Annotated in this window: 21 protein-coding genes; 19 read left to right on the top strand and 2 right to left on the bottom strand. The window is 52.9% G+C overall.

Going from position 1 to position 25,837, the window contains the following annotated elements:
* Window positions 1-2: 2 nt before the first annotated feature.
* The gene (gene leuB, locus HV041_RS16450; RefSeq protein WP_048212703.1) at window positions 3-1,094 is read right to left on the bottom strand and encodes a 3-isopropylmalate dehydrogenase; all 1,092 of its coding nucleotides are present in this window, start codon (window positions 1,092-1,094) and stop codon (window positions 3-5) included.
* Window positions 1,094-2,665: a 2-isopropylmalate synthase gene (gene leuA / locus HV041_RS16445; protein WP_048212702.1), complete on the bottom strand. Its 1,572-nt coding sequence runs from the start codon at window positions 2,663-2,665 to the stop codon at window positions 1,094-1,096. The genes leuB and leuA overlap by 1 nt, the downstream gene beginning before the upstream one ends.
* 827 nt (window positions 2,666-3,492) lie before the next feature.
* Between leuA and leuO the strand changes: the two genes are divergently transcribed.
* From leuO to ftsZ, 19 genes are all read left to right on the top strand, one after another.
* A complete protein-coding gene (gene leuO, locus HV041_RS16435; protein WP_121584193.1) occupies window positions 3,493-4,440 on the top strand; it encodes a transcriptional regulator LeuO in 948 nt (315 codons plus the stop codon).
* A gap of 319 nt (window positions 4,441-4,759) precedes the next feature.
* Complete coding sequence (ilvI, locus tag HV041_RS16430; protein ID WP_121584194.1) at window positions 4,760-6,484, top strand: acetolactate synthase 3 large subunit; 1,725 nt, start codon at window positions 4,760-4,762, stop codon at window positions 6,482-6,484.
* A gap of 2 nt (window positions 6,485-6,486) precedes the next feature.
* Window positions 6,487-6,978 carry an acetolactate synthase small subunit gene (gene ilvN / locus HV041_RS16425; protein ID WP_003829566.1) on the top strand — a complete coding sequence of 164 codons (492 nt, stop codon included), beginning with the start codon at window positions 6,487-6,489 and terminating at the stop codon, window positions 6,976-6,978.
* A 264-nt stretch (window positions 6,979-7,242) separates the two neighbouring features.
* Complete coding sequence (cra, locus tag HV041_RS16420) at window positions 7,243-8,247, top strand: catabolite repressor/activator (protein ID WP_005124558.1); 1,005 nt, start codon at window positions 7,243-7,245, stop codon at window positions 8,245-8,247.
* A 611-nt stretch (window positions 8,248-8,858) separates the two neighbouring features.
* Window positions 8,859-9,317 carry a division/cell wall cluster transcriptional repressor MraZ gene (mraZ, locus tag HV041_RS16415; RefSeq protein ID WP_005124560.1) on the top strand — a complete coding sequence of 153 codons (459 nt, stop codon included), beginning with the start codon at window positions 8,859-8,861 and terminating at the stop codon, window positions 9,315-9,317.
* A gap of 1 nt (window position 9,318) precedes the next feature.
* The gene (rsmH, locus tag HV041_RS16410; protein ID WP_121584195.1) at window positions 9,319-10,260 is read left to right on the top strand and encodes a 16S rRNA (cytosine(1402)-N(4))-methyltransferase RsmH; all 942 of its coding nucleotides are present in this window, start codon (window positions 9,319-9,321) and stop codon (window positions 10,258-10,260) included.
* The gene (gene ftsL / locus HV041_RS16405; protein WP_006686695.1) at window positions 10,257-10,622 is read left to right on the top strand and encodes a cell division protein FtsL; all 366 of its coding nucleotides are present in this window, start codon (window positions 10,257-10,259) and stop codon (window positions 10,620-10,622) included. The genes rsmH and ftsL overlap by 4 nt, the downstream gene beginning before the upstream one ends.
* 15 nt (window positions 10,623-10,637) lie before the next feature.
* On the top strand, window positions 10,638-12,404 hold the full coding sequence (gene ftsI, locus HV041_RS16400; RefSeq protein WP_121584196.1) for a peptidoglycan glycosyltransferase FtsI: 1,767 nt from the start codon (window positions 10,638-10,640) through the stop codon (window positions 12,402-12,404).
* The gene (gene murE, locus HV041_RS16395) at window positions 12,391-13,878 is read left to right on the top strand and encodes a UDP-N-acetylmuramoyl-L-alanyl-D-glutamate--2,6-diaminopimelate ligase (protein WP_121584197.1); all 1,488 of its coding nucleotides are present in this window, start codon (window positions 12,391-12,393) and stop codon (window positions 13,876-13,878) included. Before ftsI ends, murE begins: the two co-directional genes overlap by 14 nt.
* Window positions 13,875-15,233: a UDP-N-acetylmuramoyl-tripeptide--D-alanyl-D-alanine ligase gene (gene murF / locus HV041_RS16390; RefSeq protein ID WP_121584198.1), complete on the top strand. Its 1,359-nt coding sequence runs from the start codon at window positions 13,875-13,877 to the stop codon at window positions 15,231-15,233. Before murE ends, murF begins: the two co-directional genes overlap by 4 nt.
* A complete protein-coding gene (gene mraY, locus HV041_RS16385; RefSeq protein WP_005124610.1) occupies window positions 15,227-16,309 on the top strand; it encodes a phospho-N-acetylmuramoyl-pentapeptide-transferase in 1,083 nt (360 codons plus the stop codon). Before murF ends, mraY begins: the two co-directional genes overlap by 7 nt.
* 2 nt (window positions 16,310-16,311) lie before the next feature.
* On the top strand, window positions 16,312-17,628 hold the full coding sequence (murD, locus tag HV041_RS16380; RefSeq protein ID WP_121584199.1) for a UDP-N-acetylmuramoyl-L-alanine--D-glutamate ligase: 1,317 nt from the start codon (window positions 16,312-16,314) through the stop codon (window positions 17,626-17,628).
* The gene (gene ftsW / locus HV041_RS16375; protein ID WP_115600969.1) at window positions 17,628-18,872 is read left to right on the top strand and encodes a cell division protein FtsW; all 1,245 of its coding nucleotides are present in this window, start codon (window positions 17,628-17,630) and stop codon (window positions 18,870-18,872) included. Before murD ends, ftsW begins: the two co-directional genes overlap by 1 nt.
* On the top strand, window positions 18,869-19,936 hold the full coding sequence (murG, locus tag HV041_RS16370) for an undecaprenyldiphospho-muramoylpentapeptide beta-N-acetylglucosaminyltransferase (RefSeq protein WP_115600968.1): 1,068 nt from the start codon (window positions 18,869-18,871) through the stop codon (window positions 19,934-19,936). Before ftsW ends, murG begins: the two co-directional genes overlap by 4 nt.
* 51 nt (window positions 19,937-19,987) lie before the next feature.
* On the top strand, window positions 19,988-21,463 hold the full coding sequence (gene murC / locus HV041_RS16365) for a UDP-N-acetylmuramate--L-alanine ligase (RefSeq protein WP_121584200.1): 1,476 nt from the start codon (window positions 19,988-19,990) through the stop codon (window positions 21,461-21,463).
* A complete protein-coding gene (locus tag HV041_RS16360) occupies window positions 21,456-22,376 on the top strand; it encodes a D-alanine--D-alanine ligase (protein ID WP_121584201.1) in 921 nt (306 codons plus the stop codon). The genes murC and HV041_RS16360 overlap by 8 nt, the downstream gene beginning before the upstream one ends.
* Before the next feature lies 1 nt (window position 22,377).
* Window positions 22,378-23,211: a cell division protein FtsQ gene (ftsQ, locus tag HV041_RS16355; protein WP_048212692.1), complete on the top strand. Its 834-nt coding sequence runs from the start codon at window positions 22,378-22,380 to the stop codon at window positions 23,209-23,211.
* Window positions 23,208-24,470, top strand: coding sequence for a cell division protein FtsA (gene ftsA, locus HV041_RS16350; RefSeq protein ID WP_003018755.1), 1,263 nt, complete (start codon window positions 23,208-23,210; stop codon window positions 24,468-24,470). Before ftsQ ends, ftsA begins: the two co-directional genes overlap by 4 nt.
* A gap of 185 nt (window positions 24,471-24,655) precedes the next feature.
* Window positions 24,656-25,807: a cell division protein FtsZ gene (gene ftsZ, locus HV041_RS16345; protein ID WP_003018753.1), complete on the top strand. Its 1,152-nt coding sequence runs from the start codon at window positions 24,656-24,658 to the stop codon at window positions 25,805-25,807.
* Window positions 25,808-25,837: the final 30 nt, after the last annotated feature.

Below are 25,837 nucleotides of genomic sequence, written 5' to 3'. Positions count from 1 at the left end.
GATTACACCCCTTCAGCGACGTAGCGAGCGATGATATTGCCCATCTCATCGGTACTGACTGCGGCAGCGCCACGGGCTAAGTCACCGGTGCGAATACCTTCTTCTAATGCGCGGTTGATGGCGCTCTCAATGGCGGTTGCCGCATCATTGGCATCCAGGCTGTAACGCAACAGCAGCGCCAGCGACAGGATTTGCGCGATAGGATTGGCAATATTCTTCCCTGCGATATCGGGTGCAGAACCGCCAGCGGGCTCGTACAGGCCAAAACCCTGCTCATTCAGGCTGGCAGACGGCAACATCCCCATTGAGCCCGTGATCATGGCGCATTCGTCAGACAGAATGTCACCAAACAGGTTAGAGCACAGCAACACGTCGAACTGGGAGGGATCTTTGATCAATTGCATCGTCGCGTTGTCGATGTACATATGCGCCAGTTCAACGTCCGGATATTCATTCGCAATTTCATTGACGATTTCGCGCCACAGAATCGATGTTTGCAGTACGTTCGCTTTATCAATCGATGTGACTTTACGGCGACGCTGGCGAGCGGATTCAAACGCGATACGCGCAATACGTTCGATCTCGAAACGGTGATAAACCTCGGTATCAAACGCTTTTTCATGTTGTCCGCTGCCTTCGCGGCCTTTTGGCTGACCGAAGTAGATCCCGCCGGTCAGTTCACGTACGCACAGGATGTCGAAACCGTTAGCTGCAATGTCGGCGCGCAGCGGGCAAAAGGCTTCCAGCCCCTGGTACAACTTCGCCGGACGCAGGTTACTGAATAATTTGAAGTGCTTACGCAACGGCAGCAGTGCACCACGCTCGGGTTGCTGGTTAGGCGGCAGATGTTCCCATTTCGGGCCGCCAACGGAGCCAAACAAAATGGCATCAGCTTGCTCACAGCCTTCAACCGTCGCTGGCGGCAGCGGCTGGCCGTGGTTATCAATGGCCGCACCACCCACATCGTAGTGGCTGGTGGTAATGCGCATGTTAAAACGGTTGCGGATTGCGTCCAGTACCTTCAAGGCTTGCGCCATCACTTCCGGGCCAATACCGTCACCCGGCAAAACAGCAATATGATAATTCTTCGACATCACACGGTTTCCTTGTTGTTCTCGTTGTTCTGAGCTTTGCGTTGCAATTCTTTTTCGACTTCTTCAGCGCGCCAGATGTTGTTCAGCACATGGACCATCGCTTTCGCGGAAGATTCGACGATATCCGTTGCCAGACCGACGCCGTGGAAGCGGCGACCGTTATAGTTGGCGACGATATCCACCTGACCCAGCGCATCTTTACCGTGCCCTTTGGCGGTCAGGCTATATTTCACCAGTTCAATGTTGTATTCGGTAACACGGTTGATGGCCTGATAAATGGCATCGACCGGGCCGTTACCGTTCGCCGCTTCGGCTTTCACTTCTTCACCGCAGGCCAGCTTGACGGAGGCGGTGGCGATGTCATTTGAGCCGGACTGCACGCTGAAGTAATCCAGACGGAAATGCTCTGGCTCTTCTTGCTGTTTGTTAATAAAGGCCAGCGCTTCCAGGTCGTAATCAAATACCTGACCTTTTTTGTCCGCCAGTTTCAGGAAGGCGTCGTACAGGTTGTCCAGGTTGTATTCATTTTCTTTATATCCCATCTCGTCCATACGGTGTTTTACCGCAGCGCGTCCGGAACGGGAGGTCAGGTTTAACTGTACCTGGTTCAGGCCGATGGATTCAGGCGTCATGATTTCGTAGTTTTCACGATTTTTCAGCACACCGTCCTGATGGATACCGGAAGAGTGGGCAAACGCGCCGCTACCGACAATCGCTTTGTTGGCCGGGATAGGCATGTTGCAGATTTGGCTGACTAACTGACTGGTACGCCAAATTTCCTGGTGATTAATGCGGGTCTGTACGTTCAGAATATCTTTGCGTACTTTGATCGCCATGATCACTTCTTCCAGTGAGCAGTTACCGGCGCGTTCGCCGATACCGTTCATTGCGCCTTCCACCTGGCGAGCACCGGCGTGAACGGCCGCCAGCGCGTTGCCAACGCCCAGACCTAAATCATCATGGGTGTGCACGGAGATGATGGCTTTATCGATATTCGGTACGCGTTCATACAGGCCAGAAATGATTCCACCAAACTCAAATGGCATGGTGTAACCGACGGTATCAGGGATATTGATGGTTTTGGCACCGGCGTTAATGGCGGCTTCGACCACGCGGGCCAGATCGGCGATAGGAGTACGTCCCGCATCTTCACATGAGAACTCCACGTCATCTGTATAATTACGCGCACGCTTAACCATATAGATTGCTCGTTCGATCACTTCATCCAGCGTGCTGCGTAATTTCGTCGCGATATGCATCGGCGAGGTGGCGATAAAGGTATGAATGCGGAAAGCCTCAGCGACCTTCAGCGATTCCGCGGCAACGTCGATATCTTTTTCTACGCAGCGTGCTAAGGCACACACGCGGCTGTTCTTAACCTGACGAGCGATGGTTTGTACGGACTCAAAGTCACCTGGAGAAGAGACCGGGAAACCCACTTCCATCACGTCAACGCCCATACGCTCGAGGGCCAGAGCTATCTGCAGTTTTTCTTTCACACTCAGGCTTGCCTGTAACGCCTGTTCACCATCGCGTAAGGTGGTATCGAAAATAATGACTTGCTGGCTCATGGTTTAAGTCCTTGGTGTTTAGGGCGCCTTGCTTCGAGCATAAAAAAACCCGCGCAATGGCGCGGGTTTTTGTCTTAACTGGAGCTGACTTAATGCTGAATGTCGTCCACCAGTCTACCGCGCAATGAGAATGCGTTTAGTAGTAGTAGACCGTTAAAACGAGCAATGTAAGTCATCAATCAAGCTCCAGGCGAATGCGATATGCTTTTAGTGGTACTGGATATGAAGATTGATGTCAACCCCATCCCCCACAAATGCCCCCACTCGGCGGAAAAAATCTCCTGAACTTTGAGCGAATTGTGCTGAATTTTTATGGTTGTATAAAATAAATCAGCGTGTGGATTACATACTTTCACGATTTGACATATTTGAGCATATTTGTTTTCAGCTATTGTAACGGCATATTGAAGAGATAACTTGTGGATGGATTTTCTATCTTTATGATTTATTGGTTTTTATATTAATTCTGAATAGATTTGAGGTGCCGTGGGAAAAATGATTGATAAATAAATGTTAAGCATCGCGGTGTTAATGATATAAACATTTAATTAAATCTTAAATATACATTCACTTCGTGCATGATTGTGTATTTGTCATGGTTATGTTTATATTGTTTTCGACATTTAAACGTATGAATCATCGTGCAGCGACCTCTGCCCCACTGCGCTCGCATTGGTTTTTGTTCATTCAGGCCAGGGTCTTTATGTTTTCCTAATTTTAATGCTTTCCCTTTTTCTTATTTTATATGCATGGTAAATCATATTAGCGGAGGTTATTTCTGAGCTCCGTCTGGGAAAAGGGAGTTTTGAGTGACAGTGGAGTTAAATATGCCAGAAGAAAAAATAATAGATAAATCTAATATTTTAGAGATGGGGAAACCGCAGCTGCGCATGGTTGACCTTAATTTATTAACCGTTTTTGATGCGGTGATGCAAGAACAGAATATTACTCGCGCAGCGCATTCTCTGGGTATGTCGCAGCCTGCAGTCAGCAACGCAGTCGCGCGTCTGAAAGTTATGTTTAATGATGAGCTCTTTGTGCGCTATGGCCGAGGCATCCAGCCCACTGCACGGGCTTTTCAGCTATTTGGCTCTATTCGTCAGGCGCTGCAATTGGTGCAGAATGAACTGCCAGGGTCCGGTTTTGAACCCGCCAGCAGCTCACGTGTATTTAATCTCTGCGTCTGTAGCCCATTGGATAATATCCTCACGTCATTGATTTACAATCGCATTGAGCAAGTTGCACCTAATATTCATGTTGTATTTAAATCATCGCTCAACCAAAATACAGAACATCAATTACGGTATCAGGAAACAGAGTTTGTTATTAGCTATGAAGAATTCCGCCGTCCTGAATTCACCAGCATTCCGTTATTCAATGATGAGATGGTGTTAGTCGCAAGTAAAAAACACCCGCGCATTAGCGGTCCATTACTCGAGAGTGATGTCTATAATGAACAACATGCCGTGGTTTCGCTCGATCGCTTCGCATCTTTCAGCCAGCCGTGGTATGACACACCAGATAAACAATCCTGCGTGGCTTATCAGGGAATGGCATTAATCAGCGTACTGAATATCGTATCCCAAACTCATTTGGTTTCTATTGCGCCACGCTGGTTAGCTGAAGAGTTCTCCGAGGCTTTAGAACTGCAAATATTACCGCTACCGTTAAAACTGAATAGCCGGACTTGTTATCTTTCCTGGCATGAAGCCGCAGGTCGGGATAAAGGACATCAATGGATGGAAGAGCTGTTAGTCTCCATCTGTAAGCAGTGACCTATGGCAGAGTAAATCCGATGACGCGTCTGGTTTATTCTGCTTTTTTATTTTTATTTGAAATTTTATGCTGAAATCTGCTTTCGGTTTTTGCCTGGGAGGGTGAAAAAATAGAGTAATCGCTGTAAGTGCTCATTTTTAAGCGATTATTTGTCATTTCATTTGCTTATACTGGTTTAATTCTCCGTTTATTCGATTCTTTCCTCCGTTTTATTCTTATCCGCTGTTACACCACCACTTCGGTGTTAATTGCCATGCCTTATCGTCAGCGGTTAATGTGTTGTTAAACCGTTATTCATTATAAGAGTGGAGGCAAGCCATGGAGATGTTGTCTGGAGCCGAGATGGTCGTCCGATCGCTCATCGATCAGGGTGTGAAGCAGGTATTCGGGTATCCTGGGGGCGCAGTCCTCGATATTTATGATGCTTTGCATACGGTCGGTGGTATTGATCATGTGCTGGTCCGCCATGAGCAGGCAGCGGTCCATATGGCCGATGGTCTGGCACGTGCGACGGGGGAAGTGGGCGTTGTGTTGGTCACCTCAGGGCCGGGAGCAACCAATGCGATCACGGGTATCGCAACGGCGTACATGGACTCCATCCCGCTGGTGATCCTCTCCGGGCAAGTGGCTACCTCTCTGATTGGCTACGATGCCTTTCAGGAGTGCGACATGGTGGGGATTTCTCGTCCGGTGGTAAAACACAGCTTTTTGGTCAAGCAAACGGAAGATATACCTCAGGTGCTGAAGAAAGCCTTCTGGTTGGCCGCAAGCGGTCGCCCTGGTCCTGTGGTTGTGGACTTGCCGAAGGATATTCTGAATCCAGCTAAGAAACTGCCTTATAGCTGGCCGGAGTCGGTGAGCATGCGTTCGTATAATCCGACGACAACTGGACATAAAGGGCAGATAAAACGTGCTCTGCAGACGTTAGTCGCGGCTAAAAAACCGGTTGTGTACGTGGGTGGTGGCGCCGTTAATGCCGCCTGCCATGAGCCGTTGGGCCAGATCGCTGAAGCACTTAATCTGCCAGTTGTTTCCTCGCTGATGGGGTTAGGCGCGTTTCCGGCAACGCATCGTCAGGCGCTGGGCATGTTGGGCATGCACGGTACTTATGAAGCAAACATGACCATGCATCATTCCGATGTGATCTTTGCCGTCGGCGTGCGCTTTGACGATCGTACAACCAATAATCTGGCAAAATATTGCCCGAATGCGACCGTGTTACATATCGATATCGACCCCACCTCTATTTCAAAAACCGTGACTGCGGATATTCCAATCGTGGGTGATGCTCTCCTGGTGCTGGATCAGATGCTTGAGCTGCTGGAGCAGGAGAAATCGCAGCAGCCGCTGGACGATAACCGTGACTGGTGGCAACAGATTGAGCACTGGCGCGCCCGTCAGTGCCTGAAATACGACACTCAAAGCGAAAGTATTAAACCGCAGGCGGTGATCGAAACCATCTGGCGTCTGACAAAAGGGGATGCATATGTGACCTCTGACGTTGGTCAGCATCAGATGTTTGCTGCGCTGTACTATCCGTTTGATAAACCGCGCCGCTGGATCAACTCAGGCGGCCTCGGCACCATGGGATTCGGTTTACCTGCGGCGTTAGGGGTGAAAATGGCTTTGCCGGATGAAACGGTAGTGTGCGTCACCGGGGATGGCAGCATTCAGATGAATATCCAGGAACTGTCGACGGCGCTGCAATATGAGCTGCCGGTGCTGGTACTCAACCTTAACAACCGCTATCTCGGCATGGTGAAACAGTGGCAGGACATGATCTATTCCGGGCGTCATTCGCAGTCTTATATGCAGTCGCTACCTGATTTTGTTCGTCTTGCTGAAGCATATGGGCATATTGGTATCCAGATAAATCATCCGGATGAGCTGGAAAGCAAACTGGGGGAAGCACTGGAACATGTGCGCAACCACCGGCTGGTGTTTGTTGATGTCACCGTCGATGGCAGTGAGCATGTCTACCCGATGCAAATTCGAGGGGGCGGTATGGATGAGATGTGGTTAAGCAAAACGGAGAGGACCTGATTATGCGCCGGATATTATCAGTATTACTGGAAAACGAGTCTGGGGCATTATCGCGCGTAATAGGCCTCTTCGCTCAGCGTGGTTACAACATTGAAAGCCTGACCGTCGCGCCGACTGACGATCCGACCTTATCACGGATGACGATCCAGACCGTGGGCGATGAAAAGGTCCTCGAGCAAATTGAAAAGCAACTGCACAAGCTGGTGGACGTTCTGCGCGTCAGCGAACTGGGGCAGGGCGCCCACGTTGAACGAGAAATTATGCTGGTGAAAATTCAGGCCAGCGGGTATGGCCGGGAAGAGGTGAAACGCAACACGGAGATTTTTCGTGGGCAAATTATCGACGTTACGCCGTCTATCTACACCGTACAACTGGCGGGCACCAGCGATAAGCTGGATGCGTTTCTGGCAACGCTGCGTGAAGTCGCTAAAATTGTGGAAGTTGCCCGTTCCGGCGTGGTGGGACTCTCCCGAGGCGATAAAATCATGCGTTAATAGCCGACTGTAGGCCTGATAAGCACAGTGCCATCAGGCATCATCGTGGAGGTCATGCCGGATGGCGGCGTAAATGCCTTATCCGGCCTACAGGTAACGTACCCGTTTTCGCTGATGCTACCTGTTGCGCTTTTTTTTGCGAAATCAGCAGTAACCAGAGACAAAAGCGGTTGCCGCAGTCATTATTCTGCGCTTAGATGTTAATAAATTTAACCCATGCCATCTTAAAGGTTATGGTTTGTACATTTTACGCAAGGGGCAATTGTGAAACTGGATGAAATCGCTCGGTTGGCCGGCGTTTCGCGAACTACTGCAAGCTACGTTATTAATGGCAAAGCAAAGCAATACCGCGTAAGCGACAAAACGGTCGAAAAAGTCATGGCGGTGGTGCGCGAACATAATTACCACCCTAATGCTGTGGCGGCCGGGCTCCGTGCTGGACGCACACGTTCTATCGGGTTAGTAATCCCGGACCTGGAGAATACGAGTTATACCCGCATTGCAAACTACCTGGAACGTCAGGCGCGTCAGCGTGGGTATCAACTGCTGATTGCCTGCTCTGAAGATCAGCCGGATAACGAAATGCGCTGTATTGAGCACCTTTTGCAGCGTCAGGTTGACGCCATTATTGTGTCTACCTCATTACCGCCGGAACATCCGTTCTATCAGCGCTGGGCGAACAGTTCATTCCCGATTGTGGCGCTGGATCGTGCGCTGGATCGTGAACACTTCACCAGTGTTGTCGGCGCAGACCAGGATGATGCGGAAATGCTGGCGGAGGAATTGCGTAAATTCCCTGCTGAAACCGTGCTCTATCTGGGGGCGCTCCCTGAATTATCGGTCAGTTTCCTGCGCGAACAGGGTTTCCGTACCGCGTGGAAAGACGATCCTCGTGACGTGCACTTCCTGTATGCCAATAGCTATGAGCGGGAGGCAGCAGCGCAGCTGTTTGATAAATGGCTGGAAACACATCCGATGCCTCAGGCACTGTTCACCACCTCATTTGCGCTATTGCAGGGGGTGATGGATGTGACATTGCGTCGCGATGGGCAACTGCCATCCGATTTAGCCATTGCCACGTTTGGCGATCACGAACTGCTCGACTTCCTGCAATGTCCGGTGCTGGCAGTGGCACAGCGCCACCGAGATGTGGCTGAACGTGTGCTGGAGATTGTCCTTGCAAGCCTTGATGAACCGCGTAAACCAAAACCAGGATTAACGCGCATTCGGCGTAATCTGTACCGCCGCGGCATCCTTAGCCGTAACTAAGTGGTTGCTATTGATGGCATTGGAGAGAATGCTTCGATGCCATCAAATATTTTATTCTCAGAAATAACCTTATTCTATTTAAGAATATTCTTTAGAATTATCTGAAATTTATTCTTTAATTATCCTAATTTAAAAATGCAACTATCCTTTTTTGGGTTATTGATACGTAACGGCGCGTTACGTTTGTATTATTTTGTTACATGCTTGTGTGGATTTGCCGAATTAACAAACACTTTGCCGCCGAATTGCGGCAATCTCTCACCTTCCTTGGCCGTACGGGCCGTACAGACCGATGAACTGGTACTGTTATCTCGCTGCATATTGTCCTAAAATGCCGCTCGCGTCGCAAACTGACACTTTATATTTTCCTCGGTTGATATTGAGTTGTTTTAAACAATGATGAGTTGTTGGATTTTTTTCTTACAAATATTCATGACGTTAATTTGCTTCGTTTGCTGTACGGAATTTGTTCAACGCAGATATTAGCCGTAAACAATGGGTTTTTTGCTCCGCTAAGCGCCGTGACTTGCTTGACAAGGTTTTCCTCCGCTCCGTAAACTCCTTTAAGTGGGATTTTGTGGGATAAAGTGGTGATTGGGGGTGAGACTGGCATGTTCCGGGGAGCAACGTTAGTTAATCTCGACAGTAAAGGGCGCTTATCAGTGCCTACCCGTTATCGGGATCAACTGCTTGAGAGCGCTACCGGTCAAATGGTTTGCACCATTGACATCCATCACCCGTGCCTGCTGCTGTACCCCCTGCCTGAATGGGAAATTATCGAGCAGAAGTTATCGCGTCTGTCGAGCATGAATCCAGTTGAGCGTCGCGTACAGCGCCTGTTGTTGGGTCATGCCAGCGAATGTCAGATGGATAGCGCTGGTCGATTATTGATAGCGCCCATTCTGCGGCAACACGCAGGGTTAACGAAAGAAGTGATGCTGGTTGGGCAGTTCAATAAGTTTGAGCTGTGGGATGAAACGACCTGGTATCAACAGGTCAAGGAAGATATCGACGCTGAGCAGTCTGTGACCGGCGCGCTGTCGGAACGATTGCAGGACTTGTCTCTATAAGATGATGGAAAATTATAAACACACCACGGTGTTGCTGGATGAAGCCGTAAATGGCCTGAATATTCGTCCAGACGGCATCTACATTGACGGGACATTTGGTCGCGGTGGTCATTCACGTCTGATCCTCTCACAGCTTGGTGAAGAGGGACGTTTACTGGCCATCGATCGCGATCCGCAGGCTATTGCCGTTGCCCAGACGATTACCGATCCCCGTTTCTCCATCATTCATGGACCTTTCTCTGCGCTGGCTGATTATGTCGCCGAGCGTGGACTTACCGGCAAGATCGACGGGATTCTTCTCGATCTTGGCGTGTCTTCTCCGCAGCTTGATGACGCTGAGCGCGGATTCTCATTTATGCGTGACGGTCCGTTAGATATGCGTATGGACCCCACACGCGGTCAGTCAGCGGCCGAATGGCTGCAAACCGCCGATGAAGCAGACATTGCCTGGGTGATTAAAACCTTTGGCGAGGAGCGCTTCGGCAAACGTATTGCCCGTGCCATCGTGGAGCGCAACCGCATAGAACCGATGACCCGTACCAAAGAACTGGCGGAAGTCATTGCAGCGGCAATGCCGGTGAAAGACAAATTCAAACATCCCGCGACCCGTACCTTCCAGGCGGTGCGCATTTGGGTAAACAGTGAACTGGAGGAGATAGAGCAGGCGCTAAAAAGCTCGCTCAGCGTGCTGGCACCAGGTGGTCGCCTTTCGATAATCAGTTTCCATTCGCTTGAAGATCGCATTGTGAAACGCTTTATGCGTGAACAAAGCCGCGGCCCTCAGGTTCCGGCTGGAATACCGATGACCGAAGCGCAGATCAAAAAGCTGGGCGGTCGTGAGTTGAGAGCACTAGGCAAGTTGATGCCGGGTGAAGAAGAGGTAGCTGAGAATCCTCGTGCCCGTAGTTCAGTTCTGCGTATTGCAGAGAGGACGAACGCATGATCAGCAGAGTGACAGAAGCCCTCAGCAAAGTTAAAGGATCGATAGGAAGCAACGAGCGCCATGCTTTGCCTGGCGTGATCGGTGACGATCTTTTGCGGTACGGGAAGCTGCCACTCTGCCTGTTCATTTGCATTATTTTGACGGCGGTTACCGTCGTGACAACCGCACACCATACGCGGTTACTGACCGCGCAGCGTGAGCAGCTGGTTCTGGAGCGAGATGCGCTGGATATCGAATGGCGTAACTTGATTCTTGAGGAGAACGCGCTCGGTGATCATAGCCGTGTTGAACGGATCGCAACGGAAAAGCTGCAAATGCAGCATGTTGATCCCTCACAAGAAAATATCGTAGTACAAAAATAAGGATAAACGCGACGCATGAAAGCAGCGGCAAAAACGCACAAACCAAAACGTCAGGAAGAACAAGCCAACTTTGTCAGTTGGCGTTTTGCGTTACTGTGCGGCTGTATTTTGCTGGCGCTGGGTTTTCTGCTGGGGCGTGTTGCCTGGCTGCAAATCATCGCGCCAGACATGCTGGTGCGTCAGGGAGACATGCGTTCTCTGCGCGTCCAGGAAGTGTCTACATCACGCGGGATGATTACCGACCGCTCAGGTCGTCCGCTGGCGGTGAGTGTTCCGGTGAAGGCGATTTGGGCCGACCCAAAAGAAGTTCATGACGCAGGCGGCGTGAGCGTTGGCGAACGCTGGAGAGCGCTGTCGACTGCGCTGAACCTCCCGCTTGATCAACTGGCTTCCCGTATTAACGCCAACCCGAAAGGGCGCTTTATCTATCTGGCGCGTCAGGTAAACCCTGACATGGCCGACTACATCAAGAAGCTGAAGCTGCCAGGCATTCACCTGCGCGAAGAATCCCGCCGTTACTATCCTTCCGGAGAAGTGACCGCTCACCTCATTGGTTTTACCAACGTCGACAGCCAGGGGATTGAAGGCGTTGAGAAGAGCTTCGACAAATGGCTCACCGGACAACCGGGTGAACGTATTGTACGTAAAGACCGCTATGGCCGCGTCATTGAAGATATCTCCTCTACCGACAGCCAGGCGGCACATAACCTCGCGCTGAGCATCGATGAGCGTTTACAGGCGCTGGTTTACCGTGAACTGAATAACGCCGTGGCGTTCAACAAGGCGGAGTCAGGCAGTGCGGTCCTGGTGGATGTGAACACCGGTGAAGTGCTGGCAATGGCGAACAGCCCGTCTTACAACCCGAACAATCTCACCGGTACGCCGAAAGACGCGATGCGTAACCGGACCATTACCGACGTGTTTGAGCCGGGTTCTACCGTCAAACCGATGGTGGTGATGACCGCGCTGCAGCGTGGCGTGGTACGTGAAAATACCGTACTTAACACCATTCCTTACCGAATTAATGGTCACGAAATTAAAGACGTGGCACGTTATAGCGAATTGACCCTTACCGGGGTTTTGCAGAAGTCGAGTAACGTCGGTGTTTCCAAACTGGCGTTAGCGATGCCGTCCTCAGCGTTAGTAGATACTTACTCACGTTTTGGGCTGGGAAAAGCGACCAATTTGGGGTTGGTCGGAGAACGCAGTGGCTTATATCCTCAAAAACAACGGTGGTCTGACATAGAGAGGGCCACCTTCTCTTTCGGCTATGGGCTAATGGTAACCCCGTTACAGTTAGCGCGAGTCTACGCAACTATCGGTAGCTATGGCGTTTATCGCCCGCTGTCGATTACTAAAGTTGACCCTCCCGTTCCGGGCGAGCGTATCTTCCCGGAGTCGACCGTACGCACTGTGGTGCACATGATGGAAAGCGTGGCGCTGCCGGGCGGTGGCGGCGTGAAGGCGGCGATTAAAGGCTATCGCATCGCGATTAAAACCGGTACGGCGAAAAAAGTCGGGCCAGATGGCCGCTACATCAATAAATATATTGCTTATACCGCAGGTGTTGCGCCTGCGAGTCAGCCGCGCTTCGCGCTGGTTGTTGTTATCAACGATCCGCAGGCGGGTAAATATTACGGTGGCGCCGTTTCCGCGCCGGTCTTTGGTGCCATCATGGGCGGCGTTTTGCGCACCATGAACATCGAGCCGGATGCGCTGACAACGGGCGATAAAAATGAATTTGTGAATAATCAAGGCGAGGCAACAGGTGGCAGATCGTAATTTGCGCGACCTTCTTGCTCCATGGGTGCCGGGTGCACCGGAGCGAGCACTGCGAGAGATGACACTCGACAGCCGTGTGGCTGCATCGGGCGATCTCTTTGTCGCAGTATTGGGTCATCAGGCGGACGGGCGTCGGTATATCCCGCAGGCGATAGCGCAAGGTGTGGCTGCCATTATTGCAGAAGCAAAAGATGAAGCTGCTGACGGTGAAATCCGCGAAATGCACGGTGTACCGGTTATCTATCTGAGCCAGCTTAACGAACGCTTATCTGCACTGGCGGGCCGTTTTTACCACGAGCCTTCTGAAAAAATGCGTCTGGTCGGTGTGACCGGAACGAACGGTAAAACCACCACCACCCAACTGCTGGCACAGTGGAGCCAACTGCTTGGTGAAACCAGTGCGGTAATGGGAACGGTAGGTAATGGCCTGCTGGGTAAAGTGATCCCGACGGAAAATACTACTGGTTCAGCCGTTGACGTTCAGCATGTGCTGGCGGGTCTGGTTGAACAGGGCGCGACCTTTGGCGCGATGGAAGTTTCATCGCATGGTCTGGTTCAGCACCGCGTGGCGGCGCTGAAATTTGCGGCCTCAGTATTTACCAACTTAAGCCGTGACCATCTCGATTATCACGGCGATATGGAGCACTACGAAGCCGCGAAATGGCTGCTGTATTCCACGCACCATTGCGGGCAGGCCATTGTTAATGCGGATGATGAAGTCGGTCGCCGCTGGCTGGCTAAACTTCCCGATGCGGTTTCCGTATCAATGGAAGACCACATTAACCCGAACTGTCACGGTCGTTGGTTAAAAGCGATTGACGTGGATTATCACGATAGCGGCGCGACGATTCGATTTGCTTCCTCATGGGGCGACGGCGAAATTGAAAGCCGCCTGATGGGGGCGTTTAACGTCAGCAATCTGCTGCTGGCGCTGGCAACGCTGCTGGCGCTGGGGTATCCGTTAGCTGATTTACTGAAAACGGCGACACAATTGCAGCCGGTTTGCGGGCGTATGGAAGTGTTCAGCGCGCCGGGTAAAACCACCGTGGTTGTTGATTACGCCCATACGCCAGATGCGCTGGAAAAAGCGCTACAGGCGGCACGTTTGCACTGTACTGGCAAACTGTGGTGCGTCTTTGGCTGCGGCGGCGATCGCGATAAAGGCAAACGTCCGTTGATGGGCGCAATTGCCGAGCAGTTTGCCGATGTTGTTGTGGTGACCGATGACAACCCGCGTACCGAAGAGCCGCGCGCCATTATTAACGACATTCTGGCGGGTATGCTGGATGCCGGACAGGCGAAGGTGATGGAAGGTCGCGCAGAAGCGGTGACAAACGCCATTATGCAGGCGAAAGAAAATGATGTGGTGCTGGTGGCCGGTAAAGGTCATGAAGACTACCAGATCGTTGGTTCACAGCGCCTCGATTATTCTGACCGCGTCACGGCAGCGCGTCTGCTGGGGGTTATCGCATGATTAGCGTAACGCTCAGCCAACTGGCGGATATCCTCCGTGGCGAATTGAAAGGGGCCGATCTGACCCTTGATGCCGTAACAACCGATACGCGTAAAGTGACGCCAGGCTGCCTGTTTGTGGCGCTGAAAGGCGAACGCTTTGATGCCCATGATTTTGCAGACAAAGCGCAAGAGAGCGGGGCTGGTGCGCTGTTGGTCAGCCGCCCGTTGGACACCAACCTGCCGCAGGTGATTGTTAAAGATACGCGTCTGGCGTTTGGTGAACTGGCGGCGTGGGTTCGCGCCCAGGTTCCGGCGCGCGTTGTCGCGCTGACCGGCTCATCCGGTAAAACGTCCGTCAAAGAGATGACGGCTGCCATTCTGAGCCAGTGTGGTAACACCCTATATACCGCGGGCAACCTGAATAACGACATCGGTGTACCGATGACGCTGCTGCGCTTAAACAACGATTACGACTATGCCGTGATTGAACTCGGTGCCAACCATCAGGGCGAAATCGCCTGGACCGTCGGCCTGACGCGTCCGGAAGCGGCGCTGGTGAACAACCTGGCCGCCGCGCACCTGGAAGGCTTCGGCTCTCTGACGGGCGTTGCGAAGGCAAAAGGTGAGATTTTTACCGGCCTGTCAGCGAACGGTATCGCCATTATGAATGCCGACAACAACGACTGGCTGAACTGGCAAAGCATCATCGGCGATCGCAAAGTCTGGCGTTTTTCCCCGAATGCGGCCAATAGCGACTTTTCGGCGACCAACGTTCATGTGACCTCGCATGGCACGGAGTTTTCGTTGCAAACGCCAACCGGAAGCATTGATGTTCTGCTACCGCTGCCGGGTCGCCATAACATTGCTAACGCCCTGGCGGCGGCTGCACTCGCGATGGCGGTAGGCGCGACGCACGAAGCAGTGAAAGCGGGTCTGAAGGATTTGCAAGCGGTCCCGGGGCGTCTGTTCCCGATTCAACTGGCAGAAAACCAGTTGCTGCTGGACGACTCCTATAACGCTAACGTCGGATCAATGACCGCAGCGGTACAGGTGCTGTCCGAAATGCCCGGCTACCGCGTGTTGGTGGTTGGCGATATGGCAGAGCTTGGCGCGGAAAGCGAAGCATGTCACGTGCAGGTGGGTATCGCCGCGAAGGCGGCGGGTATCGACTGTGTGCTGAGTACAGGGAAACTGAGTCAGGCAATTAGCCATGCCAGCGGCGTTGGTGAGCATTTTGCGGATAAAACCGCGCTGACCGCACATCTTAAAGCGCTGATTGCAGAACATCAGATCATGACGATTTTAGTGAAGGGTTCACGTAGTGCCGCCATGGAAGAGGTAGTACGCGCATTACAGGAGAATGGGACATGTTAGTTTGGCTGGCCGAACATTTGGTCAAATATTATTCCGGCTTTAACGTCTTTTCCTATCTGACGTTTCGCGCCATCGTCAGCCTGCTGACCGCGCTGTTCATCTCTTTGTGGATGGGCCCGCGTATGATTGCCCGCTTGCAAAAAATGTCATTTGGTCAGGTCGTGCGTAACGACGGTCCGGAATCGCACTTCAGTAAACGTGGTACGCCGACCATGGGCGGCATCATGATCCTCACCGCGATTGTTATCTCCGTGCTGCTGTGGGCCTACCCATCCAACCCGTACGTGTGGTGCGTGCTGGTGGTGCTGATTGGCTACGGCATTATCGGTTTTGTCGATGACTACCGCAAAGTGGTGCGTAAAGACACCAAAGGCCTGATAGCGCGCTGGAAATATTTCTGGATGTCGGTCATTGCATTAGGGGTCGCGTTTGCGCTGTATCTGGCAGGAAAAGACACCCCGGCAACTGAACTGGTGGTGCCGTTCTTTAAAGATGTCATGCCGCAACTGGGGCTGTTCTACATCCTGCTGGCGTACTTCGTCATTGTCGGTACCGGGAATGCGGTAAACCTTACCGACGGCCTGGATGGCCTGGCCATTATGCCGACCGTGTTTGTGGCCGCCGGTTTTGCGCTGGTGGCATGGGCGACCGGTAACATGAACTTTGCTAACTATCTGCACATTCCTTATTTACGCCACGCTGGCGAATTGGTGATTGTCTGTACGGCGATTGTCGGCGCAGGTTTAGGCTTCCTGTGGTTTAACACCTATCCGGCGCAGGTCTTTATGGGCGACGTCGGTTCACTGGCGCTGGGTGGCGCGCTGGGCATTATTGCCGTGCTGCTGCGTCAAGAATTCCTGCTGGTAATCATGGGCGGCGTATTTGTTGTGGAAACGCTGTCGGTCATTCTGCAGGTTGGCTCCTTTAAGCTGCGCGGACAGCGCATCTTCCGTATGGCGCCGATTCACCACCACTATGAACTGAAGGGCTGGCCGGAACCGCGCGTTATTGTGCGCTTCTGGATTATTTCGCTGATGCTGGTGCTGATTGGCCTGGCAACGCTGAAGGTACGTTAATCATGGCTGATTACCAGGGTAAAAAAGTCGTCATTATCGGTCTGGGATTGACCGGGCTGTCCTGCGTGGATTTCTTTCTGGCGCGTGGCGTGACGCCGCGTGTGATGGATACCCGCGCAACGCCGCCTGGCCTGGATAAATTACCGGAAGCGGTTGAGCGTCATGTTGGCAGCCTGAATGATGACTGGCTGCTGGCTGCCGATCTCATCGTCGCCAGCCCTGGTATTGCCCTGGCGCATCCTTCGTTGAGCGCCGCTGCTGATGCAGGGATTGAAATTGTTGGCGACATTGAGCTGTTTTGTCGCGAAGCACAGGCGCCGATCGTCGCGATCACCGGGTCCAACGGTAAAAGCACCGTCACGACGCTGGTTGGCGAAATGGCGAAAGCGGCCGGAGTAAACGTCGGCGTTGGCGGTAATATTGGCCTGCCTGCGCTGATGCTGCTGGATGACGAACGTGAACTGTATGTTCTGGAACTGTCCAGCTTCCAACTGGAGACAACCTCCAGCTTACGGGCTGTCGCGGCCACCATTTTGAACGTCACTGAAGATCATATGGACCGTTATCCGTTTGGACTGCAGCAGTACCGTGCAGCCAAACTGCGCGTCTATGAGAACGCGAAAGTATGCGTGGTCAACGCCGATGATGCGCTGACTATGCCGGTTCGTGGTGCAGATGAGCGTTGCGTGAGCTTTGGCGTCAATATGGGGGACTATCACCTGAATCGTCAGCAGGGCGAAACCTGGCTGCGAGTGAAAGGGGAAAAAGTCCTCAACGTGAAAGAGATGACGCTTACCGGCCAGCATAACTATACCAACGCCCTGGCAGCGCTGGCGCTGGCGGATGCTGCGGGTCTGCCACGGGCGTCGAGCCTGAAAGCACTGACCACCTTTACCGGTCTGGCGCACCGTTTTCAGTTGGTGCTGAACCATAACGGCGTACGCTGGATTAACGATTCGAAAGCCACCAACGTGGGCAGTACCGAAGCCGCGCTGAATGGCCTGCACGTTGACGGCACGCTGCACCTGCTGCTGGGCGGCGACGGAAAATCCGCTGATTTTATGCCGCTGCAACGTTACCTGAGCGGCAACAATATTCGTCTGTACTGCTTTGGCCGCGATGGCGCGCAACTCGCCGCTCTGCGACCTGATGTTGCGGAACAAACTGAAACCATGGAGCAGGCTATGCGTCTGCTTGCGCCGCGCGTGAAGCCGGGCGATATGGTGCTGCTGTCGCCAGCCTGCGCCAGCCTTGACCAGTTCAAGAACTTTGAGCAACGTGGTGACGTCTTCACCCGTTTGGCGAAGGAGTTGGGTTGATGCGCTTATCTCTCCCTCGTCTGAAAATGCCGCGCGTACCGGGACTGGGTGTCCTGGCGTGGATCTTCGCGGCACTTAAAGGCTGGGTGATGGCTTCGCGTGATAAAGACGCCGACAGCCTGATCATGTATGACCGCATGCTGCTGTGGCTGACCTTTGGTCTGGCAGCGATTGGTTTTGTGATGGTGACATCAGCATCGATGCCTGTAGGGCAACGCCTGGCGGGCGATCCTTTCCTGTTTGCTAAGCGTGACGCGTTGTACATCTTTCTCGCGTTTTGTCTGGCGATGGTGACGCTGCGTCTGCCGATGGAGTTCTGGCAAAAGTACAGTACGACGATGCTGATAGCCTCAATCATCATGCTGCTGATCGTACTGGTGGTGGGTAGCTCCGTTAACGGGGCGTCGCGCTGGATTGCGTTGGGCCCGCTGCGTATTCAGCCTGCGGAATTTACCAAGCTGTCGCTGTTCTGTTATCTCGCCAATTATCTGGTGCGTAAAGTGGATGAGGTGCGTAACAACCTGCGCGGCTTCTTAAAACCGATGGGCGTGATCCTGGTGCTGGCTATTTTACTGCTGGCGCAGCCTGATCTCGGTACGGTGGTGGTGCTGTTTGTTACCACGTTGGCGATGCTATTTTTGGCTGGCGCCAAATTGTGGCAATTCATCGCCATCATCGGCATGGGGATTTCGGCGGTCGTACTGCTGATCCTTGCCGAGCCGTATCGTATTCGCCGCGTAACTTCCTTCTGGAACCCGTGGGAAGATCCGTTTGGCAGCGGCTATCAGCTGACACAGTCTCTGATGGCTTTTGGTCGCGGTGAAGTGTGGGGCCAGGGATTGGGTAATTCAGTACAAAAACTGGAGTATTTACCTGAAGCGCACACCGACTTCATCTTCGCCATCATTGGGGAGGAGCTGGGTTATATCGGTGTGGTATTGGCACTTTTAATGGTATTCTTCGTCGCTTTTCGCGCGATGTCGATCGGTCGTAAGGCGCTGGAAATTGACCACCGTTTTTCAGGTTTCTTAGCCTGCTCCATCGGGATTTGGTTTAGCTTCCAGGCGCTGGTAAACGTCGGCGCGGCGGCGGGTATGCTGCCAACGAAAGGTCTGACGTTGCCGTTGATCAGTTATGGTGGTTCAAGTTTGTTGATCATGTCGACAGCCATCATGTTTTTGTTACGTATTGATTATGAAACGCGTCTGGAAAAAGCCCAGGCGTTTACACGAGGTGCACGATGAGTGGTCAACCGAAGCGGTTAATGGTGATGGCGGGCGGTACCGGTGGACATGTCTTCCCGGGGCTGGCGGTTGCGCACCATTTAATGGCCCAGGGCTGGCAGGTTCGTTGGCTGGGCACCGCCGATCGTATGGAAGCGGACTTAGTGCCGAAACACGGCATTGAAATTGACTTTATTCGCATCTCCGGTTTGCGTGGCAAAGGTGTTAACGCGCTGCTTGCCGCCCCCGTGCGTATTTTTAATGCCTGGCGTCAGGCGCGCGCCATCATGAAGCAGTTTAAGCCTGATGTGGTGCTGGGTATGGGCGGCTACGTGTCCGGCCCTGGCGGTCTGGCGGCCTGGTCATTAGGCATTCCGGTAGTTCTGCATGAGCAGAACGGTATTGCGGGATTAACCAACAAATGGTTGGCGAAGATCGCGACGAAGGTGATGCAGGCCTTCCCTGGTGCTTTCCCGAATGCGGACGTGGTGGGGAATCCAGTGCGTACTGATGTCCTTGCACTGCCGTTACCCGAAGAACGTTTGGCTGGGCGTGAAGGTCCGGTGCGCGTGCTGGTTGTCGGAGGTTCGCAGGGCGCGCGCGTGCTGAACCAGACGATGCCTCAGGTCGCCGCAAAACTTGGCGACGCAGTGACTATCTGGCATCAGAGCGGTAAAGGCGCGCAGCAAACCGTTGAGCAGGCTTATGCCGATGCGGGACAACCGCAACACAAGGTCACTGAATTTATTGATGATATGGCGGCAGCCTACGCGTGGGCGGATGTTGTGGTCTGTCGCTCAGGCGCGCTGACGGTGAGCGAGATTGCTGCCGCAGGTTTGCCGGCGTTGTTTGTGCCGTTCCAGCACAAAGACAGACAGCAGTACTGGAATGCGCTGCCGCTGGAGAAAGCGGGCGCTGCCAAAATTCTTGAGCAGCCGCAGTTTACTGTGGATGCCGTCGCCAGCACCCTTGCCGGGTGGTCGCGAGAAACCTTATTAACCATGGCAGAACGTGCGCGCGCCGCATCCATACCGGATGCCACAGAGCGTGTTGCAACTGAAGTGAGCCGGGCTGCCCGGGTGTAATTGTTGTGATGCCTTTTGCATCGCATGAACTGAGAAGTTAATGGCTAAAGAATGAATACACAACAACTGGCAAAACTGCGTTCCATCGTGCCCGAAATGCGTCGCGTTCGGCACATCCACTTTGTCGGCATCGGTGGTGCCGGTATGGGCGGTATTGCCGAAGTTTTGGCCAATGAAGGTTATCAGATCAGCGGTTCTGACTTAGCACCGAATCCGGTGACGCAGCAGTTGACGAATCTGGGCGCCACGATTTTCTTTAATCATCGCCCGGAAAACGTGCGTGATGCGAGCGTGGTGGTGGTGTCCAGCGCTATTTCTGCGGATAACCCGGAAATTGTTGCGGCCCATGAAGCGCGTATCCCGGTGATCCGCCGTGCGGAGATGCTGGCAGAGTTGATGCGTTTTCGTCACGGTATCGCCATTGCCGGGACCCACGGTAAAACCACGACCACGGCGATGGTCTCCAGCATCTATGCGGAAGCGGGTCTGGATCCGACTTTCGTCAACGGCGGTTTGGTGAAAGCAGCAGGCGTCCATGCTCGTCTGGGTCATAGCCGTTATTTGATTGCCGAAGCGGATGAGAGCGACGCGTCGTTCCTGCATTTGCAGCCGATGGTGGCGATTGTCACCAATATCGAAGCTGACCATATGGATACCTACCATGGCGATTTCGAAAATTTAAAGCAGACGTTTATTAATTTCCTGCATAACTTGCCGTTTTATGGCCGTGCGGTGATGTGCGTTGACGATCCGGTTATTCGCGAGCTGTTACCGCGAGTTGGCCGTCAGACCACGACCTATGGTTTCAGCGATGATGCTGACGTTCGCGTAGAAGATTATCAACAGATCGGCCCACAAGGGCACTTCACGCTGCTGCGTCAGGGGATGGCCGATTTACGTGTGACATTGAACGCACCGGGCCGTCACAATGCGCTGAACGCGGCGGCGGCGGTGGCAGTTGCAACAGAAGAAGGCATTGAAGACGAGGCTATTTTACGCGCGCTGGAAAGTTTCCAGGGGACCGGGCGTCGTTTTGACTTCCTCGGCGAGTTCCCGCTTGAGCCGGTGAACGGGAAAGCCGGAACTGCGATGCTGGTCGATGACTATGGCCATCACCCAACGGAAGTGGACGCCACGATCAAAGCCGCACGCGCAGGTTGGCCGGACAAAAATTTGGTGATGCTGTTCCAGCCGCACCGCTTCACGCGTACGCGCGATCTGTATGACGACTTTGCCAACGTGCTGACCCAGGTCGATGCGCTGTTGATGCTGGATGTATACGCCGCGGGTGAAGCCGCGATTCCGGGGGCCGACAGCCGCTCGCTGTGCCGTACGATCCGTGGTCGCGGTAAGATCGACCCGATTCTGGTATCCGATCCGGCTCAGGTGGCAGACATGCTGGCGCCGGTATTAACCGGCAACGATCTGATTTTGGTGCAGGGCGCTGGAAATATCGGCAAAATCGCGCGTTCCTTAGCTGAAATCAAACTGAAGCCGCAAAACCCGGAGGAGGAACAACATGGCTGATAAAATCGCGGTCCTGTTAGGGGGCACCTCCGCAGAACGAGAAGTGTCGCTGAATTCTGGCGCGGCTGTACTCGCCGGGCTGCGTGAAGGTGGTGTAGATGCCCATCCGGTTGACCCGAAAGAGGTTGATGTCACTCTTCTGAAATCAATGGGTTTTCAGAAGGTGTTTATTGCTCTGCACGGTCGCGGCGGTGAAGATGGTACGTTGCAGGGCATGCTGGAGCAGATCGGCCTGCCGTATACCGGTAGCGGCGTTATGGCATCGGCTATCTCAATGGACAAGCTGCGCAGCAAGCTGCTGTGGCAGGGGGCTGGATTGCCCGTTGCGCCATGGGTGGCATTGACCCGTGCTGAGTTTGAAAAAGGACTTAGCGATGAAGTGGTTACGAGAGTTTCTGCGTTAGGCTTGCCGTTGATTGTGAAGCCAAGCCGTGAAGGTTCCAGCGTCGGGATGTCAAAAGTTGAAGAAGAAAATGCTTTGCAAACTGCATTAGCATTGGCTTTTCAGCATGATGAAGAAGTACTGATTGAAAAATGGCTCAGTGGGCCAGAATTCACAGTTGCGATACTCGGCGAAGAAATTTTACCGTCAATACGTATCCAACCCGCGGGAACCTTCTATGATTATGAGGCGAAGTATCTGTCTGATGAGACACAATATTTCTGCCCTGCAGGTCTGGAAGTTGGCCAGGAGGCCGAATTACAGGCGTTAGTCCTGAATGCGTGGAACGCATTGGGCTGTAAAGGCTGGGGCCGTATTGACGTCATGCTGGACAGCGATGGCCAGTTTTATCTGCTGGAAGCGAATACCTCTCCGGGTATGACCAGCCACAGTCTGGTGCCGATGGCGGCACGTCAGGCGGGCCTGAGCTTCTCGCAGTTGGTGGTTCGAATTCTGGCGTTGGCGGACTGATATGTCGCAGGCTGCGCTGAACACGCGAAACGGTGATGAAGAAGAAGTAAACTCCTCACGCCGCAATAATGGAACGCGTCTTGCAGGAATACTGTTCCTGCTGACAGTGCTGTGCACCGTGTTTGTCAGCGGCTGGGTCGTGTTGGGATGGATGGAAGATGCGCAGCGTTTGCCATTGTCGAAGCTGGTATTGACCGGTGAGCGACATTACACGCGCAATGACGATATCCGTCAGTCCATCCTGGCGCTGGGCGCTCCGGGAACCTTTATGACTCAGGATGTGAACATCATTCAGAGTCAGATTGAACGCCTTCCCTGGATTAAGCAGGCGAGTGTCAGAAAGCAGTGGCCTGATGAATTGAAGATTCATCTGGTTGAATATGTGCCAATAGCGCGTTGGAATGACCAACATATGGTGGATGCCGATGGCAATACATTCAGCGTCCCAACCGGTCGGGCCAATAAGCAGGTATTACCCATGTTGTACGGTCCGGAAGGTAGCGCGAGTGAAGTGTTGCAAGGGTTCCGCGATATGGGGCAGGTGCTGGCTAAGGATAGATTCACCCTGAAGGAAGCGGCGATGACCGCTCGTCGTTCCTGGCAGTTAACGCTTAATAACGATATTAAGCTCAATCTTGGCAGGGGCGATACGATAAAACGTTTGGCTCGCTTTGTGGAACTCTACCCGGTTTTACAGCAGCAGGCGCAAACCGATGGCAAACGGATTAGCTACGTTGATTTGCGTTATGACTCAGGAGCGGCAGTAGGCTGGGTTCCCTTGCCTCCTGAGGAATCTAATCAGCAACAGAATCAGGCACAGGCAGAACAACAATGATCAAGGCGACGGACAGAAAACTGGTAGTTGGACTGGAGATTGGCACCGCGAAGGTAGCCGCTTTAGTAGGGGAAGTTCTGCCCGACGGTATGGTCAATATCATTGGCGTGGGCAGTTGCCCATCGCGAGGTATGGATAAAGGTGGGGTGAATGACCTTGAGTCAGTGGTGAAATGCGTACAGCGTGCCATTGACCAGGCTGAACTGATGGCAGATTGCCAGATTTCCTCAGTGTATCTGGCGCTTTCCGGTAAACATATTAGCTGTCAGAATGAAATTGGTATGGTGCCCATTTCCGAAGAGGAAGTGACCCAGGAAGATGTGGAAAATGTTGTGCATACGGCAAAATCCGTACGTGTGCGCGATGAACATCGTGTACTGCACGTTATTCCACAGGAATACGCCATTGACTACCAGGAAGGCATTAAAAATCCGGTCGGTCTTTCCGGCGTGCGTATGCAGGCGAAAGTACATCTGATTACCTGCCACAACGACATGGCGAAGAACATCGTCAAAGCCGTTGAACGCTGTGGCCTGAAAGTTGACCAACTGATATTTGCCGGGTTGGCAGCCAGTTATTCCGTGTTAACGGAAGACGAACGTGAGCTGGGTGTCTGCGTGGTCGATATTGGTGGTGGTACAATGGACATCGCCGTTTATACTGGCGGGGCGTTGCGCCATACCAAAGTAATCCCTTATGCAGGGAATGTGGTCACCAGCGATATCGCGTATGCCTTTGGTACGCCGCCGAGCGATGCTGAAGCCATCAAAGTGCGTCATGGTTGTGCGCTGGGTTCTATCGTTGGTAAAGATGAGAGCGTTGAAGTGCCAAGCGTCGGTGGTCGTCCACCACGCAGTCTGCAACGTCAGACTCTGGCTGAGGTCATTGAGCCGCGTTATACCGAGCTGCTTAACCTGGTCAACGAAGAAATTTTACAATTACAGGAACAACTTCGCCAGCAGGGTGTGAAACATCATCTGGCGGCGGGGATTGTGTTAACCGGTGGTGCTGCGCAAATTGAAGGTCTTGCGGCCTGCGCTCAGCGCGTGTTTCATACGCAGGTGCGTATTGGTGCGCCGCTCAATATTACCGGTCTGACAGATTATGCCCAGGAGCCGTATTATTCAACGGCAGTGGGGTTGCTTCATTACGGGAAAGAATCCCATTTAAGTGGTGAAGCTGAAGTTGAAAAACGTGTAACGGCATCAGTTGGCTCGTGGATTAAACGACTCAATAGTTGGCTGCGAAAAGAGTTTTAATTTTTATGAGGCCGGCAATAATTACGGCCTCAGGCGACAGGCACATACACAACGTCATTCAAGTTGCATCGCGACGGCAACTGAGCGAATCTCCTGGAACATAGTTTACTATGTGACGGGAGTGAGTGAAGGCAGCCAACAAAGAGGCGGCTTGAAGGATAAAGTGTAAAACGGAGAGAGAAACTATGTTTGAACCTATGGAACTGACCAATGACGCGGTGATTAAAGTCATCGGCGTCGGCGGCGGCGGCGGTAATGCCGTTGAACACATGGTGCGCGAGCGCATCGAAGGTGTTGAATTCTTCGCGGTGAATACCGACGCCCAGGCGTTGCGTAAAACGGCGGTTGGACAGACCATTCAGATTGGTAGCGGCATCACCAAGGGTCTGGGCGCGGGTGCAAACCCGGAAGTCGGTCGCAATGCGGCAGACGAAGACCGTGAAGCTCTGCGTGCAGCGCTTGACGGCGCAGACATGGTGTTCATCGCAGCAGGCATGGGCGGCGGGACCGGGACCGGTGCAGCGCCAGTGGTTGCTGAAGTAGCAAAAGATTTAGGTATTCTGACCGTTGCTGTCGTGACTAAGCCTTTCAACTTTGAAGGCAAGAAGCGTATGGCATTTGCGGAGCAGGGTATCACCGAGTTGTCCAAACATGTGGACTCTCTAATTACTATTCCGAACGACAAACTGCTGAAAGTGCTGGGTCGCGGTATCTCCCTGCTGGATGCGTTTGGCGCAGCGAATGATGTGCTGAAAGGCGCAGTCCAGGGTATCGCTGAACTGATTACGCGTCCGGGCCTGATGAACGTCGACTTTGCAGACGTGCGCACCGTGATGTCCGAAATGGGCTATGCGATGATGGGTTCTGGCGTGGCGAGCGGTGAAGATCGCGCTGAAGAAGCGGCTGAAATGGCTATCTCTTCACCTCTGCTGGAAGATATCGATCTGTCTGGCGCGCGTGGCGTGCTGGTTAACATTACTGCGGGCTTCGACCTGCGTCTGGATGAGTTTGAAACCGTGGGTAACACCATCCGTGCCTTTGCATCGGATAACGCGACCGTGGTAATCGGTACCTCTCTGGACCCGGATATGAACGACGAACTGCGCGTAACCGTTGTTGCGACTGGAATTGGTATGGACAAGCGTCCTGAAATCACTCTGGTAACCAACAAGCAGGTACAGCAGCCGGTCATGGATCGTTACCAGCAGCACGGTATGGCGCCGTTGACGCAAGAGCAGAAGCCGGTAGCGAAAGTGGTTAACGACAATACGCCGCAAACCACTAAAGAGCCGGATTATCTGGATATCCCTGCATTCCTGCGTAAGCAAGCTGATTAAGAATTAGCTGGAATTTGGGAATTGTGGCTC

Origin of the sequence: Citrobacter sp. RHBSTW-00029 (assembly GCF_014104295.1) — a bacterium.
In the GTDB taxonomy this organism is placed as follows: domain Bacteria; phylum Pseudomonadota; class Gammaproteobacteria; order Enterobacterales; family Enterobacteriaceae; genus Citrobacter; species Citrobacter youngae.
This window is presented reverse-complemented; position numbering and strand designations above follow the sequence as displayed.